Genomic DNA, 14,610 nt, shown 5'->3' with positions numbered 1-14,610 from the left:
TCAGGCGGGGGCGCCCAAGTCATCCGGCCGGAGCGCCGCAAGAGCCTCACGGTAGGCAGCCATCTGTCGCGCCTCGCCCGGCGCGGTCATGAACGAGGAGCGGATGGCGCCATCGGGACCGATCGCGAACGTGGCGCGCCGCGCGTGGCCGGCGCGCTCGTCGAAGGCCCCGTAGGCGCGGGCGACCGCACCGTGCGGCCAGAAATCGGACACCAACGTGACGCCGACGCCCTCGGCCTCGGCCCAGGCCCGGAGCGCGTACTTCGCGTCGACCGAGGCGACGAGCAGGTCGGCACCGGATGCCTCGAACAGGTCGGCGTGCGCGTCGAGGTCGTGCAGCTCCCCCGTGCAGGTGCGCGAGAACGCGAACGGGACGAAGACGAGCACGACGCCGCGGAGGCCGCGGCGAGCGCCCAGCCGCTGCGCAGCGCCGAACTGGTCGGGCAGGTCGAAGTCGGGCGCGATCGCCCCGGCACCGAGGATCACGAGGGGCCTCCTCACGAGCGGGCGTGGACGCGCGCCAGCCTAGCCGGTCATCCCCCGGCTTAGAATCACTAGGATGGCGTGGTGCCCCCGACCGTGACCCGGTCGCTTCGGCGTGCGCACGCACGGAACCGAAGGCACGATCTGCTGAAGAGAGAGGTCGAGTGTGACTGTCAACGACCAGGACCCGTACTCGGTCGAGGCGATGGACTCCGATCCGGAGGAGACCGGCGAGTGGGCGGAGTCCCTCGACGCGCTCGTCGCCGAGAAGGGCCACGAGCGCGGGCGCGAGATCATGCTCAGCCTGCTGAAGCGCTCGAAGGAGCTGCACCTCGGCGTGCCGATGGTGCCCACGACGGACTACCTGAACACCATCGCGCCCGAGAACGAGCCCGAGTTCCCCGGTGACGAGGAGATCGAGCGGCGCTATCGCGCATGGATCCGCTGGAACGCCGCCATGCTCGTGCACCGCGCACAGCGTCCGGGCATCGCGGTCGGCGGCCACATCTCGACGTACGCGTCGTCGGCGGCCCTGTACGAGGTCGGCTTCAACCACTTCTTCCGCGGCCAGGACCACCCCGGCGGCGGCGACCAGATCTTCATCCAGGGACACGCCTCCCCCGGCACGTACGCGCGCGCGTTCCTCGAGGGCCGGCTCTCGGCCGCACAGCTCGATGGCTTCCGTCAAGAGAAGTCGCACGCCCCGGACGGCCTCTCGTCGTACCCGCACCCTCGGCTCATGCCCGAGTTCTGGCAGTTCCCGACCGTGTCGATGGGCCTCGGCCCGATCAACGCGATCTACCAGGCGCAGCTGAACAAGTACCTCACCAACCGCGGCGTCAAGGACGCCTCCGACCAGCAGGTCTGGGCGTTCCTCGGCGACGGTGAGATGGACGAGGTCGAGAGCCGCGGTCAGCTCCAGGTCCCCGCGAACGAGGGGCTCGACAATCTCACGTTCGTGATCAACGCGAACCTGCAGCGCCTCGACGGCCCGGTCCGCGGCAACGGCAAGATCATCCAGGAGCTCGAGAGCTTCTTCCGCGGTGCCGGATGGAACGTCATCAAGGTCGTCTGGGGCCGCGAGTGGGATGACCTGCTCGCACGCGACCATGACGGCGCGCTGCGCAACCTGATGAACGTCACGCCCGACGGCGACTACCAGACCTACAAGGCCGAGTCCGGCGCGTACGTCCGCGAGAACTTCTTCGGCCGCGACCCGCGCGCGCTCGAGCTCGTGAAGGACCTCACCGACGACCAGGTGTGGGGCCTCAAGCGCGGCGGCCACGATTACCGCAAGGTGTACGCGGCGTTCAAGGCGGCCGTCGAGCACAAGGGCCAGCCGACCGTCATCATCGCGAAGACCATCAAGGGCTACGGCCTGGGCCCGGCCTTCGAGGGCCGCAACGCGACGCACCAGATGAAGAAGATGACGCTCGACAACCTGAAGACCTTCAGGGACACGATGCGCATCCCGATCACCGACGCCCAGCTCGAAGAGAACCCGTACCTCCCGCCGTACTACCACCCCGGCGAGAACGACGAGGCGATCCAGTACCTGCACGAGCGCCGCCGCGAGCTCGGCGGCTACCTGCCCGAGCGCCGCACGAAGCACACCGCGATCTCGCTACCCGACGACTCGGCGTACGCGATCGCCAAGAAGGGCTCGGGCACGCAGGAGATCGCCACGACCATGGCGTTCGTCCGGCTGCTCAAGGACCTCATGCGCGCAAAGGACTTCGGCAACCGCATCGTGCCGATCATCCCCGACGAGGCTCGCACGTTCGGCATGGACGCGTTCTTCCCGAACGCGAAGATCTACAACCCGAACGGCCAGCACTACACCTCGGTCGACCGCGAGCTGCTCCTGGCCTACAAGGAGAGCCCGCAGGGCCAGATCATCCACGTCGGCATCAACGAGGCCGGCGCGCTCGCCGCGTTCACCGCGGTCGGCACCTCGTACTCCACGCAGGGCGAGCCGCTCATCCCGATCTACGTCTTCTACTCGATGTTCGGGTTCCAGCGCACGGGCGACGCGATCTGGGCGGCCGGCGACCAGATGACGCGCGGCTTCATGATCGGCGCCACGGCGGGCCGCACCACGCTGACCGGCGAGGGCCTGCAGCACGCCGACGGCCACTCGCCGCTCCTGGCGTCGACGAACCCCGCGGTCGTCTCGTACGACCCGGCGTACGGCTACGAGATCGGGCACATCGTGCGCTCCGGCCTCGACCGCATGTACGGCGGCAGCCACTCCGACCCGAACGTCATGTACTACCTGACGGTCTACAACGAGCCGCTCGTGCAGCCGGCCGAGCCCGAGACGGTCGACGTCGACGGCATCGTCCGCGGCATCCACCGCATCTCCGAGGGCTGGGGCGACGGCCCTCGGGCCCAGCTGCTGGCGTCGGGCGTCGCGGTCCCGTGGATCATCGAGGCGCAGCACCTGCTCGGGCAGGACTGGGGTATCGCGGCCGACGTGTGGTCGGTGACGAGCTGGTCCGAGCTGAATCGCGACGGGCTCGCGGCCGACGAGCACAACTTCCTCCACCCCGAGGCCGAGCGGCGCGTGCCGTATCTCACGCAGAAGCTCGCGGGGGCGCGCGGCCCGTTCGTCGCCGTGTCCGACTACATGCGCGCCGTGCAGGAGCAGATCCGTCCCTACGTGCCCGGTCAATACGCGACGCTCGGAGCCGACGGCTTCGGCTTCTCCGACACGCGCCCGGCCGCGCGCCGCTGGTTCAAGATCGACGGCCCCTCGGTCGTCGTCCGGACGCTGCAGCTGCTCGCCGACCGCGGCGAGGTCGACCGGTCGCTCCCGGCCAAGGCGATCGAGAAGTACCGCCTGCACGACGTCAACGCGGGCACGACCGGCACCGCCGGCGGCGAGAGCTAGCAGGCGTCCCGACGGTGGCGACGAAGCCCAGGACCAAGGCGGAGACCCTCGCGTGGCTGCGCACCATCTCCGGTGAGCTCTCCACGCAGACGCTGAAGCGTCTCGAGGACACCCTGCCCTGGTACGGCGAGATGCCGCCGAGCCGGCGCTCGGCGGTCGGCCTCGTCGCGCAGGCTGGCATCAGCTCGTTCATCGCGTGGTTCGACGACCCGCGTTCGACGCCGTGGATCGCCGCCGACGTGTTCGGGGCCGCGCCACGGGAGCTCCTGCGCTCGGTGAGCCTGCAGCAGACGCTGCAGTTGATCCGCGTCACGGTCGAGGTCGTCGAGGAGCGCGTCAAGGACGGCGGCGAGCCGTTGCGCGAGGCGATCCTGCTGTACTCGCGCGAGATCGCCTTCGCCGCCGCCGACGTCTACGCGCGTGCGGCCGAGGCGCGCGGCCTGTGGGACGCGCGCCTCGAGGCGCTCGTCGTCGACTCGATCCTCTCCGGCGAGTACGACGACGAGCTGCCGAGCCGCATCGCCGCCCTCGGGTGGCACGGCCACGGCGAGGTCGCGGTGCTCGTGGGCACGGCCCCGAAGCTGTTCGACGTCGACCAGGTCCGCCGCGCCGCCCGGCACATGCAGGCCGACGTGCTGGTGGGCGTGCAGGGCAACCGCCTCGTGGTGGTGATCGGCCGCGCCGACCCGCGCGCCCCGGACGCCGAGGAGGCCGTCGGCACCGCGCCGGCGCTGACCTTCATGGAGATCGCGACCCAACTCGAGCCGCACTTCGGGACAGGCCACCTCGTGCTCGGACACGAGGTCGCCAACCTCGTCGACGCGGGCAAGAGCGCGAAGGCCGCGCTGGCCGGGTTCGCCGTGGCGCGGTCGTGGCGCCATGCGCCGCGTCCGGTGCACGCCGACGACCTGCTTCCCGAGCGCGCCCTCGCGGGCGACCCGCTCGCGCGCGCGACGCTGGTGCACCGGATCTACCGCCCGCTGCAGGCGCACTCCACCGAGCTCCTGACGACGCTCTGGAGCTACCTCGACAACGGCCGGTCGCTCGAGGCGACCGCGCGCGAGCTGTTCGTCCACCCGAATACGGTGCGGTACCGGCTCAAGCGCGTGTCCGACGTCATCGGCTGGGATGCCACGGGGGCTCGCGAGGCGCTGATCCTGCAGTCGGCGCTGATCATCGGCTCGATGAGCGATCACGAGGCCGCGCCCCGGCGTCGACCGGGAAGCTGAGCCTCGTATGTATCGCGGAGACAACGCCTCGGCAGATACCTTGTCGCGAGTGCACACACATGGCCACGTCGTGATTGGCAGACTGGAGCGGTGATCGTCGTCGTCTGCCCTGGACAGGGCTCCCAGACCCCCGGTTTCCTCACTCCGTGGCTCGCCGAGCCGTCCTTCGCCGACCGACTCGCGGGCCTCTCCGAGGCCGCGGGCATCGACCTCGGCACGCACGGCACCGAGAGCGACGCCGACACGATCCGCGACACCGCCGTCGCCCAGCCGCTCATCGTCGCGGCGGGCATCCTCGCGTTCGACGCACTCACCGCCGAGGGGCGCGTCTCCGGCATCGGCGGGATCGCGGGCCACTCGGTCGGCGAGATCACCGCGGCCGCGGCCACCGGCATCCTCGACGACGCCGGCGCGATGCGATTCGTGGCGGCTCGCGGCCGGGCCATGGCGGATGCCGCCGCACTGGTGCCGACGGGCATGAGCGCCGTGATCGGCGCCGACGAGGCCGACCTGCTCGGTCGCCTCGACGGCCTGGGCCTCGAGCCGGCGAACTTCAACGGCGGCGGACAGGTGGTCGTGGCCGGCGCGGTTGACGCCCTCGAGCAACTCAGGAGCGAGCCGCCGACGGGCGCCCGCGTCATCCCGCTCCAGGTCGCCGGCGCGTTCCACACGCGCTACATGCAGCCCGCCCGCGAGCGGCTGGCCGAGGTCGCCGCGTCGCTGTCCGTGTCCGACCCCGGCGTCACGCTGTGGACCAACCGCGACGGGTCGAAGGTCGCCTCGGGCGCCGAGTTCGTCGACCTCCTCGTCGGCCAGGTGGCCTCTCCCGTCCGCTGGGACCGCTGCATGGAGTCGTTCGCGGCCGAGGGCATCACCGGACTCATCGAGCTCGCACCGGCCGGTGCGCTGGTCGGGCTCGCCAAGCGCGCCCTCAAGGGCGTGCCCACCGTCGCCGTCAAGACGCCAGACGACCTGCCCGCCGCGATCGAGCTGCTCGAGCAGGCCGCGGCGTAGCCCACCGACTCCGGACGAGAGAACGAATGACGCACCCCACCCTCACGCAGTCGCACGGACCCGCCTTCACCCGCCTCCTCTCGGTCGGGGCGTCGCGCGGCGAGAACCTCGTCCCGAACGACGACCTGGTCGGCCCGATCGACTCGTCCGACGAGTGGATCCGCCAGCGCACCGGCATCATCACGCGCGCTCGCGCGGGCGCCGACGTGCTCGCGGTCGACCTCGCCACCGAGGCGGGGCGTGAGGCCGTCGAGCGCTCCGGCATTCCCGCCGACGAGATCGACCTGGTCATCGTCGCGACCATCTCGAACGTGCAGCAGACGCCGTCCATCGCGGCGGTCGTCGCCGATCGGGTCGGTGCGAACCCGGCCGCCGCCTACGACATGAACGCCGCGTGCGCCGGCTACGCGTACGCGGTCGCCCAGGCCGACGCGCTCATCCGCGCCGGCGCCGCCAACTACGCGCTCGTGATCGGCGCCGAGAAGCTCTCCGACGTCGTCGACCCGACCGACCGCACCATCTCGTTCCTGCTCGGCGACGGCGCGGGAGCGGTCGTCGTCGGCCCGAGCGACGCTGCCGGCATCGGCGCCACCGTCTGGGGTTCGGATGGCTCCAAGGCCGGCGCGGTCGGCATGAACCACACGCTGACCGAGTTCCGCAACGGCGAGTCGGAGTGGCCCACCCTCCGCCAGGAGGGCCAGACGGTCTTCCGCTGGGCCGTGTGGGACATGGCCAAGGTCGCCAAGCAGGCGCTGGATGCCGCGGGCATCACCTCGGATGACCTCGCCGCGTTCATCCCGCACCAGGCGAACATGCGCATCATCGACGAGTTCGCCAAGCAGCTGAAGCTCCCCGACTCGGTCGTCATCGGTCGCGACATCGCCACGACCGGCAACACCTCGGCCGCCTCCATCCCGCTGGCGATGCACCGCCTGCTCGAGGAGCATCCCGAGCTCTCCGGAGGACTCGCCCTCCAGATCGGCTTCGGCGCCGGACTCGTGTTCGGCGCTCAAGTGGTGGTTCTGCCCTGAGCCGCCGTTCCCCGTCCATCTAGACTGTGTCTCGGTCATACGACGAGACACCCCTGCAAGGAGAAGAACCATGGCATTGTCCCGCGACGAAGTGCTTGCCGGCCTGGCTGAGCTGATCAACGACGAGACCGGCATCGCGACCGACACGGTCGAGGCGGACAAGTCGTTCACCGATGACCTCGACATCGACTCCATCTCGATGATGACGATCGTCGTCAACGCCGAGGAGAAGTTCGACGTCAAGATCCCCGACGAAGAGGTCAAGAACCTCAAGACCGTCGGCGACGCCGTCGACTTCATCGTCAACGCCCAGGCCTAGTGACGAACGGACGGGTCGGCGCGAGCCGACCCGTCCGTCGTCTCGCCCCCACGGAGTGATTTCGTATGACCAAGAAGATCGTGATCACGGGCATCGGCGCCACCACGCCCATCGGCGGCACCGCCCGTGACAGCTGGAATGCCCTGCTCGCCGGCGAGTCCGGCGCGCGCCCCCTCGAGCACGAGTGGGTCGAGAAGTACGAGCTGCCGGTGACGTTCGCCGCGACAGCGAAGGTCCCCGCCGCCGAGGTGCTCGAGCGTCACGAGGTCAAGCGCCTCGACCCGTCGAGCCAGTTCGCGCTGATCGCCGGCCGCGAGGCCTGGGCCGACGCGGGCGCCCCCGAGGTCGCCCCCGAGCGTCTCGCCATCGACTGGGCGACCGGCATCGGCGGCGTGTGGACGCTGCTCGACGCGTGGGACACCCTGCGCGAGCGGGGCCCACGGCGCGTGTTGCCGATGACCGTGCCCATGCTCATGCCGAACGGCCCGGGCGCCGCAGTCGGCATGGACCTCCACGCCCGCGCGGGCATCCGCACTGTGGTGTCGGCATGCGCCTCGAGCACCGAGTCGCTCGTCAACGCGTGGGAGCACCTGCAGGACGGCGTCGCCGACGTCGTCATCGCGGGCGGCTCGGAGTCGGCCATCCACCCCATCACCATCGCCTCGTTCAACTCGATGCAGGCGCTGTCCAAGCGCAATGACGACCCCGCGGTCGCGTCGCGGCCCTACGACGTCGCGCGCGACGGCTTCGTCATGGGCGAGGGCGGTGCCGCGCTCGTCCTCGAGACCGAGGAACACGCGAAGGCCCGTGGCGCGCACATCTACGCCGAGCTGCTCGGCGGGGCGATCACCAGCGACGCGTACCACATCACCGCGCCCGACCCCGAGGGGTCCGCGGCGGCGCGCGCCATGACGGCGGCCATCGAGGGCGCCGGCGCGAGCCTGTCCGACGTGGTGCACGTGAACGCCCACGCCACGAGCACGCCGGTCGGCGACATCGCCGAGTACAACGCGTTGCGACGCGTCTTCGGCGACCACCTCGACCGGATCGCGATCACCGCGACGAAGGCGTCGACCGGGCACCTCCTGGGCGGGGCCGGCGCGATCGAGGCGATCTTCACGGTGCTGGCGCTCCACGAGCGCACCGCTCCCCCGACGATCAACCTCACCGAGCAGGACCCCGAGATCCCGCTCGACGTCGTGACGTCCCCGCGTTCGCTCGGCGACGGCGACCTCGTCGCGATCAGCAACTCGTTCGGCTTCGGCGGACACAACGCCGTCGCCGCGTTCCGCTCCGCCTGACGCGAGCGGCGGATGCCGCGACATCCGTCTCACCGACATGCATCGGGCCCCGGCCGCCTCACGGCGTCGGGGCCCGCTGCATCGCCGCCATGGGGTACGGTCGTGCGCTGCCGGGATCGAGTCGACCGACGAACGCGTCGCGCCACCGGGCGGCGGGTCTCATCCCACGCGGTGCAGCCAGACCACGGGAGCGAAGTCGCTGGCGTGGCGGAACGGCTCGAGCTCGTCGTCCCATGCCTGGCCGAGCGCGAGGCGCAGTTCGCGGTGCAGCTCCCCGGCGTCGAACGCGGCGATCTCCATCGCGTAGCGGATGCGATCCTCGGGCACGACGAGGTTGCCTGCCGAGTCGGTCTGCGCGTAGAAGACCCCGAGCTCGGGCGTGTGCATCCACCGCGCGCCATCGGAGCCCGGACCCGGGTCCTCGCTCACCTCGAAGCGCAGCTGCTCCCACCCCCGCAGCGCGGAGGCGATCCGCGCGCCCGTGCCGGGTTCGCCCGTCCACGAGAACTCGGCGCGCATGGTGCCCGGCAGCACGGGCTGATCGACCCAGTCGAAGTTCACGGCGGTGCCGATCGCCCCTCCTGCCGCCCATTCGACATGCGGGCAGAGCGCCCGCTGCGACGAATGCACGAACAGCATCCCTCGCGCGGCGCGTGCGGCCCGCGTGACCTGCTCCGCCATCTCCTGCTCCGTTTCCTCGTGAGGTGCGTCTTCCCCTACGACCTCGGAAACTGCGGGCTCGGCGTGAGCGCGAATGTTCGATTGGCGACGACGAGTCGTCAGGACGAGTATGCCCGTCCATCCCCGCGCCTGACAAGGCCTGACGCTAAACTGCTCACCGGGTGAGTGATTGCCCGTGGGCGAAGGAGACCGGGTGGCCGTACGCGATGCGCTGCTGGTGCTGCTGATCGACGGACCCGCGTACGGGTTCCAGCTGCACGGCGGTCTCGCCGCACGGACGGGCGGCCGACGCGAGATCAACGTCGGCCAGACCTACTCGACACTCGATCGCCTCGGCGCGCAGGGCCTCGTCCAATCGGCCGGCGCGACCGACGACGGACTCCCCCTTCACAGGCTCACGACGGCGGGTCGCGCGGCTGCGGCGGCCTGGCTCGACGGTGCGGATGCCGCAGGCGCCGATCCGTGGCACGAGACGATCGACCGGGTCCTGCTCGCACTGTCCATGCCTGCGATCGATGCGGCGCCGATCCTCGACGGCGAGCTCCACCGATGGACCACGCGGCGCGACGCCGCTCGGGAGGTCGCCGACGGCGGCGGCGCGTCGGATTCGGTCGCGTCGGAGCCGGCCGGCCTCGCGGGCGCCGCCGGCCTCGCCGACCTCGCCGCCGAGGCCGACGTCGCGCGCGCTTCAGCAGCCATCGCGTGGCTCGGTCAGGTGAGCCGAGCGGATGCCGCGTCGCTCGCCTTCGCACCCAGCGCCGAGCGGCCCCGGCGTGGTCGTCGTCCGGCACGCGCCGTGCGCGAGGTTCAGGTGGCCGCGCCGTAGCTCGGCACCGTGACGAGGTTCAGCGGGAACTCGACCGGCGCATCGCCGAAGATCAGTCGCCCGGCCTCGGCCGCCGAATCGCGAACCGCCTCGGCCACCGCGGGCGCGAGCTCGACCGGCGTGTGCACGATCAGCTCGTCGTGCAGGAAGTAGACCAGGTGCGGCGCACGCTCGAACGCCGGTCCGGACGCAGGCGCGGCCGGCGAACCGTCCGGCCGCTCCCCCAGGCCGACCAGCCGGTTCCGCACGCCCGCCAGCCAGCAGAGCGCCCATTCCGCGGCGGTGCCCTGCACGACGAAGTTGCGCGTGAACCGTCCCCATTCGCGAGCGGCGGTCCGCGCCCGTCGCTCGTCGACCTCGGTCGCGTCGGGCTGGGTCGCGCGCGCCTGCAGCTCGTGCCAGCGCGCGGGCGGCAAAGGCGAGGAACGGCCGAGGAGCGTGGTGACCGCGCGCCCCGCCTCGCCGTCGCGCGCGGCCCGGTCGACAAGCGCCATCGCGCGGGGGTAGGCACGCGCGAGCCGAGGCACGAGGCGGCCGCTGTCGCCGGTCGTGGCCCCGTACATCGCGCCGAGGAGCGCGACCTTCGCCTCGTCGCGCGTCGCGACCACGCCGGCCTCGACGATCGCACGGTACATGTCGCGACCGCGGCCCGCCGCCGCCATTGCGGGATCCCGTGCGAGTGCCGCGAGGACACGGGGCTCGAGCTGGGAGGCGTCGGCGACGACGAGCGTCCAGCCGTCGTCGGCGGCGACGGCGCGCCGGATCGCCTTGGGCAGCTGCAGCGCGCCACCCCCGGCCGTCGCCCACCGACCCGTCGCAGTACCACCGGCGACCCAGTCGGCGCGGAAGCGGCCAGCGACGACCCATTCGTCGAGCCAGCCCCATCCGTTCGCGGAGAGCAGGCGCGCGAGCCGCTTGTACGCGATGAGCGGTTCGATGGCCGGGTGGTCGTGCTCGCGCAGCTCCCATCGGGCGGTCGAGTCGGCGCCGATGCCGGCGCGGCGCAGGCCTCGGAGCAGGTCGGCCTGCGAGTCGAGGTTCAACGTCGGAGCCTCGAGCGCGCCGCGGACCGCCTCGGCGAGCTCCCCCATCCGCGCCGGCTTCCGGCCCGACGCGGGACGCGGGCCGAGCGCCTCCTCGAGCACGCGCTCGTGCACCCGTCGGTCCCACGGCAGCCCGGCCGCGTGCAGCTCGGCGGCGATGAGCGCCCCGGCCGATTCCGCGGCCATGAGCAAGCGCAGCGCACCGGGCCGCTCGGCGCCGTCGACGAGCGCGAGCTGGCGGTCCTGCTCCTCGAGCAGCTCGTCGGCCGTGGGCAACGCGGTGGCGCTGCTCGACGCGCCCCCTGCTTCGAGGTGGTCGAAGTCGAAGAGTGCCGGCCCGCGATCGGCGGATGGCGCGGGGCTGGGCACGTCGGCGAGGCCGGCCGCCTCGGCGGGCCCGGGCGGCAACCACGCGGGTCGTTCGCCGGCCGACGGCCCGGCATCGCCGACCAAGGTGGACGAAGCCAGGATGGCGCCGCACAGCCGCAGATCGTGGCATCGCGCCACGCGCACGCCCGCGTCGAGCAGTTCGGACGCCCACTCGCGCGTCTCGCGCCACACCCATCGCGGCCCGAGCTCGGACTCGAGCCGAGCGATCTCTGCGGGCAGCATGGCGCGATCGACCTGGAGCCGGAGGCCGCCGTCGGGGTCGACGAGCTCTGCGCGCCCGCCGCGCGTCGCCGCGACCGCGATCCGCACGCTCACGATTCTCTCCTGTGCCGACGACATCGCGATGTCGGTGGAAGGGAGCACGATGTCGGCATGCGGAAGAGGTCGACGACATGGTCGCGGTGAGGTTCGGTTGCGGCCACGGAGCGGCCGCCGAGGATCCGGCGGCGGTCGCCATCCGTCGCCGCTGCCCCCTCTGCATGCTGCTCGACGAGACGCAGCGCACCCGCGGAGACCTGCTCGGCCGGGTCGCTCCCGCGGGACGCCGAGCGCTGGCAGTCGAGACGAGGGTGGGCGCCGAGTACGACTGGCAGTGCCGGCGCGGGCACGACCGCTTCCGGGCGACGGTGATCGACGTGCTCACCGGACCGGGGTGCGCCAAGTGCCGGGCGAACGCGTCGGCACCGGGCGCGGCGACCCGCGAGGCCGGCATGCCGTTCATGAAGCCGGGTCTGCGGGTCGGTACCTCCATGACCGAGCAACGACTCCGGGCGATGCTCGGTGAGCGCGTGCGCCTGCACCATCGCGCGAACGCCGTCCGCCTGGCACGCACCTTCTACGGCCGCCAGGAGGTGTGGCCCGACATCCTGGTCGCCGAACTGCGCATCGCGATCGAGTACGACGATCCGGGCCGCTCGAGACGCGCGCACCGAGGGCTGAAGGAAGGCTCCGACGTCGAGAAGGACGAGGCGCTGCGCGAGGTCGGATGGGAGGTCATCCGGGTGCGCGCGGGCGGGCTCGAGGCGCTGGGTCCGTACAGCATCGTCTGCCGCTCGCTCACGGCCGACGTCGTCGACGAGATCGTGCGGCTCATGATCCTCATCCGCGGAGAAGAAGCGGTCGAACGGCTCCGGGTCAGCGTGCCCGCGACGACGTGATCGGACGATCCCGCGCCCGGAGGAATCTCTCCGGATGGGCACCGCTCCCTCTGGTGCGGCGGGTCGCGCCGCCGGTAGGGTGAGCGATGTCCCCGCTACCTGAGGCGGGGACATCGTCGTGCAGAGAGGCCGCTCCGTGCTCATCCCCTTCCTCGTCGTCGGAGGCCTCGGCCTCGTGCTGCTCGTGATCTCGCTCGTCATCGGCGACGTGCTCGATCACTTCGAGCTCGGCGACGGGCTCGTCTCCGGCACGGCCCTCGGCGTCGGCCTGACCGTGTTCGGCGCCGCCGGCGCGCTCACCGTGAGCGCCGGACTCGAACTCGTGTGGGCGTACGTCCTCGCCGCGGTGCTCGCGGTGGCGGCGTACATCGCCTCGGTCGCCTTCGTCCGCTCGCTGGCGCGCAGCTCCGACGGCGTGCCGGCCTCCGCGGTGGGGCTGTCCGGCGTGGCGACCGTCACGATCACGGCGTCGGGCGGCGAGGTGAGCCTCGATGGTCCCGGCGAACTCGAGCGGCGACTGGCGTACGCCGACACCGCGATCGCCGAGGGATCGCGTGTGCGCGTGGTCCAGCACTCGGGCTCGCGCGTGAAGGTCGTCGCCGAGCCCGCCTGACCCCCAGCCATCCCATCTCGACCCGAACCGGAAGGACCCCATGCTCGACCCCGCCCTCATCCAGATCGGTGCGATCGTCGCGATCGCCATCGCCTTCCTCGGCGTGCTCGGCTTCATCGCCGGGCGCATCCGCCGCGTGCCGCCCAACGAGGCGCTCATCATCGTCGGTCGGGGCGCCGGTCGCCCGACCGCCGAGATCGGCACCGGGCAGCGCGTCGTCATCGGCGGTCGCACCTTCGTGTGGCCGGTGCTGCAGCAGGGCTTCTCGATCTCGCTCGAGCAGCGCCAGATCGGCATCACGGTCGAGGGTGTCGACAAGCACCGCATCAAGATCGCGATCAAGGCGTCGATCAACTTCAAGGTCAGCGGCAGCGAGGAGGGCGTGCGCCGCGCCGCGCAGCGCTTCCTGTCGCAGCAGGACCTCCTGACCGAGATCATCAAGGAGTCGCTCGAGGGATCCCTGCGATCCATCGTGGGCGACATGACGATCGAGCAGATCATCTCCGACCGCAAGTCGCTGTCCGACCGTGTCGTCGCCGAGACGAAGACCGACCTCGCCGAGCAGGGGCTGCAGGTCGACCTGCTCAACATCAGCGACATCTCCACGCCGGGCAGCGACTACCTCGCCAACCTGGGCCGCGCCGAGGCCGCACGCGCCCGCCAGGTCGCCGAGGTCAGCGAGGCCGAGGCGGCGCGGGTCAGCGAGTTCGCACGCATCGAGGCGGCCGAGCAGGTCGCCGAGCGCCAGAAGGCGCTCAGCCTGAAGCAGGCCGGCATCAAGGCCGAGACCGACCGGGCGAACGCCGAGGCCGAAGCCGCCGGCCTGCTCGCGAAGGCCGAGCAGGACAAGCTCGTCGCCGTTCAGGAGCGCGACGCGCTCTCCGAGCAAGCGCTCGTCACCCAGGAGCGGCTCGACATCGAGATCCGCAAGCCCGCCGAGGCGCAGGCGTACGCCGAGGTCCAGAAGGCGACCGCGCAGCGCGACGCCGCGAACGCCGCCACCGAGGCCGACGCGTACAAGCGCACCAAGATCGCCGAGGCGAACAAGGTGGCCGCAGTGCAGGATGCCGAGGCCGCCGCCACGAGCGTCCGCTTCGCTGGTGAGGCCGAGCGCGACCGCCAGGTCGCACTCGCGGCCGGTATTCGCGCCGAGGGTGAGGCTCGCGCCGCCGCCGTCCAAGCTGAAGGTATCGCCGACGCGGCTGCGACCGACGCCAAGGCCGAGGCACTGAAGAAGTACGGCGAGGCGGCCCTCGCGCAGGAGATCATCTCCCGCCTGCCCGAGATCGTCCGCGCCGCGGCCGAGCCCATCGCCAGCATCGACACCCTCACCGTGGTCTCGACCGACGGCGCCAGCGCCATGACGAAGACCGTCGGGCAGGTGCTCGGCGAGGGCACCGAGGTCGTCAAGTCGCTGACGGGCCTCGACGTCAGCTCGATCCTCGCAGGCCTGGCGGGCGGGCGGATCGTCGCGGCGCACGACGCGGCGCAGGTCACCTCGAAGGCCAACTGACGCGACCGTTGACGGGGGTGGCGGCGGGCGCCCCGCCGGCCCCCCCCCGGCGCGAGCAGGGGGGTGGCGGGTGGGGGGGGCGCCCCCCTGGGGGGGGGATGGCCCCGGGGGGCGCCC

General features: G+C 71.8%; 13 protein-coding genes. 10 read left to right on the top strand and 3 right to left on the bottom strand.

All coding sequences use genetic code 11. From position 1 onward, the window contains the following. The gene (locus ACFQ58_RS07955; RefSeq protein WP_376950539.1) at window positions 1-486 is read right to left on the bottom strand and encodes a redoxin domain-containing protein; all 486 of its coding nucleotides are present in this window, start codon (window positions 484-486) and stop codon (window positions 1-3) included. Between the two features lie 163 nt (window positions 487-649). On the opposite strand from ACFQ58_RS07955, the gene aceE reads away from it, so the two are divergent. The 6 genes from aceE to ACFQ58_RS07925 all read left to right on the top strand — a co-directional run bounded on the left by aceE (window position 650) and on the right by ACFQ58_RS07925 (window position 8,270). After that, the gene (gene aceE, locus ACFQ58_RS07950; protein WP_376950538.1) at window positions 650-3,376 is read left to right on the top strand and encodes a pyruvate dehydrogenase (acetyl-transferring), homodimeric type; all 2,727 of its coding nucleotides are present in this window, start codon (window positions 650-652) and stop codon (window positions 3,374-3,376) included. A 14-nt stretch (window positions 3,377-3,390) separates the two neighbouring features. Continuing rightward, window positions 3,391-4,605: a PucR family transcriptional regulator gene (locus ACFQ58_RS07945; protein WP_376950537.1), complete on the top strand. Its 1,215-nt coding sequence runs from the start codon at window positions 3,391-3,393 to the stop codon at window positions 4,603-4,605. 90 nt (window positions 4,606-4,695) lie between these two features. Then, window positions 4,696-5,619 carry an ACP S-malonyltransferase gene (locus ACFQ58_RS07940; protein ID WP_376950536.1) on the top strand — a complete coding sequence of 308 codons (924 nt, stop codon included), beginning with the start codon at window positions 4,696-4,698 and terminating at the stop codon, window positions 5,617-5,619. A 26-nt stretch (window positions 5,620-5,645) separates the two neighbouring features. After that, complete coding sequence (locus ACFQ58_RS07935) at window positions 5,646-6,650, top strand: beta-ketoacyl-ACP synthase III (RefSeq protein WP_376950535.1); 1,005 nt, start codon at window positions 5,646-5,648, stop codon at window positions 6,648-6,650. Between the two features lie 70 nt (window positions 6,651-6,720). After that, entirely contained in the window at window positions 6,721-6,969 is a 249-nt protein-coding gene (locus ACFQ58_RS07930) for an acyl carrier protein (RefSeq protein ID WP_092670197.1), read from the top strand. 65 nt (window positions 6,970-7,034) lie between these two features. Beyond that, a complete protein-coding gene (locus tag ACFQ58_RS07925) occupies window positions 7,035-8,270 on the top strand; it encodes a beta-ketoacyl-[acyl-carrier-protein] synthase family protein (RefSeq protein WP_376950534.1) in 1,236 nt (411 codons plus the stop codon). Window positions 8,271-8,429: 159 nt separating this feature from the next. On the opposite strand, the gene ACFQ58_RS07920 is transcribed toward ACFQ58_RS07925, so the two are convergent. Continuing rightward, on the bottom strand, window positions 8,430-8,951 hold the full coding sequence (locus ACFQ58_RS07920) for a DUF3145 domain-containing protein (RefSeq protein ID WP_376950533.1): 522 nt from the start codon (window positions 8,949-8,951) through the stop codon (window positions 8,430-8,432). 193 nt (window positions 8,952-9,144) lie between these two features. Between ACFQ58_RS07920 and ACFQ58_RS07915 the strand changes: the two genes are divergently transcribed. Beyond that, on the top strand, window positions 9,145-9,777 hold the full coding sequence (locus tag ACFQ58_RS07915; RefSeq protein ID WP_376950532.1) for a PadR family transcriptional regulator: 633 nt from the start codon (window positions 9,145-9,147) through the stop codon (window positions 9,775-9,777). On the opposite strand, the gene ACFQ58_RS07910 is transcribed toward ACFQ58_RS07915, so the two are convergent. Then, entirely contained in the window at window positions 9,759-11,525 is a 1,767-nt protein-coding gene (locus tag ACFQ58_RS07910; RefSeq protein WP_376950531.1) for a bifunctional 3'-5' exonuclease/DNA polymerase, read from the bottom strand. The genes ACFQ58_RS07915 and ACFQ58_RS07910 overlap by 19 nt on opposite strands. Before the next feature lie 77 nt (window positions 11,526-11,602). Between ACFQ58_RS07910 and ACFQ58_RS07905 the strand changes: the two genes are divergently transcribed. The 3 genes from ACFQ58_RS07905 to ACFQ58_RS07895 all read left to right on the top strand — a co-directional run bounded on the left by ACFQ58_RS07905 (window position 11,603) and on the right by ACFQ58_RS07895 (window position 14,493). Then, on the top strand, window positions 11,603-12,367 hold the full coding sequence (locus ACFQ58_RS07905; RefSeq protein WP_376950530.1) for a hypothetical protein: 765 nt from the start codon (window positions 11,603-11,605) through the stop codon (window positions 12,365-12,367). A gap of 136 nt (window positions 12,368-12,503) precedes the next feature. After that, entirely contained in the window at window positions 12,504-12,980 is a 477-nt protein-coding gene (locus ACFQ58_RS07900; protein ID WP_376950529.1) for an NfeD family protein, read from the top strand. Between the two features lie 40 nt (window positions 12,981-13,020). Beyond that, on the top strand, window positions 13,021-14,493 hold the full coding sequence (locus tag ACFQ58_RS07895; RefSeq protein ID WP_376950528.1) for an SPFH domain-containing protein: 1,473 nt from the start codon (window positions 13,021-13,023) through the stop codon (window positions 14,491-14,493). The last annotated feature ends 117 nt before the right edge of the window (window positions 14,494-14,610 follow it).

Origin of the sequence: Agromyces sp. NPDC056523 (assembly GCF_042794545.1) — a bacterium.
Classification (GTDB): domain Bacteria; phylum Actinomycetota; class Actinomycetes; order Actinomycetales; family Microbacteriaceae; genus Agromyces.
This window is presented reverse-complemented; position numbering and strand designations above follow the sequence as displayed.

Bases quoted from the DNA above. Each gene is read 5' to 3' on its own strand.
- ACFQ58_RS07935 (WP_376950535.1), top strand. From the start codon at position 5,646: ATGACGCACCCCACCCTCACGCAGTCGCACGGACCCGCCTTCACCCGC.
- ACFQ58_RS07930 (WP_092670197.1), top strand. From the start codon at position 6,721: ATGGCATTGTCCCGCGACGAAGTGCTTGCCGGCCTGGCTGAGCTGATC.
- ACFQ58_RS07925 (WP_376950534.1), top strand. From the start codon at position 7,035: ATGACCAAGAAGATCGTGATCACGGGCATCGGCGCCACCACGCCCATC.
- ACFQ58_RS07920 (WP_376950533.1), bottom strand. From the start codon at position 8,951: ATGGCGGAGCAGGTCACGCGGGCCGCACGCGCCGCGCGAGGGATGCTG.
- ACFQ58_RS07905 (WP_376950530.1), top strand. From the start codon at position 11,603: ATGGTCGCGGTGAGGTTCGGTTGCGGCCACGGAGCGGCCGCCGAGGAT.
- ACFQ58_RS07895 (WP_376950528.1), top strand. From the start codon at position 13,021: ATGCTCGACCCCGCCCTCATCCAGATCGGTGCGATCGTCGCGATCGCC.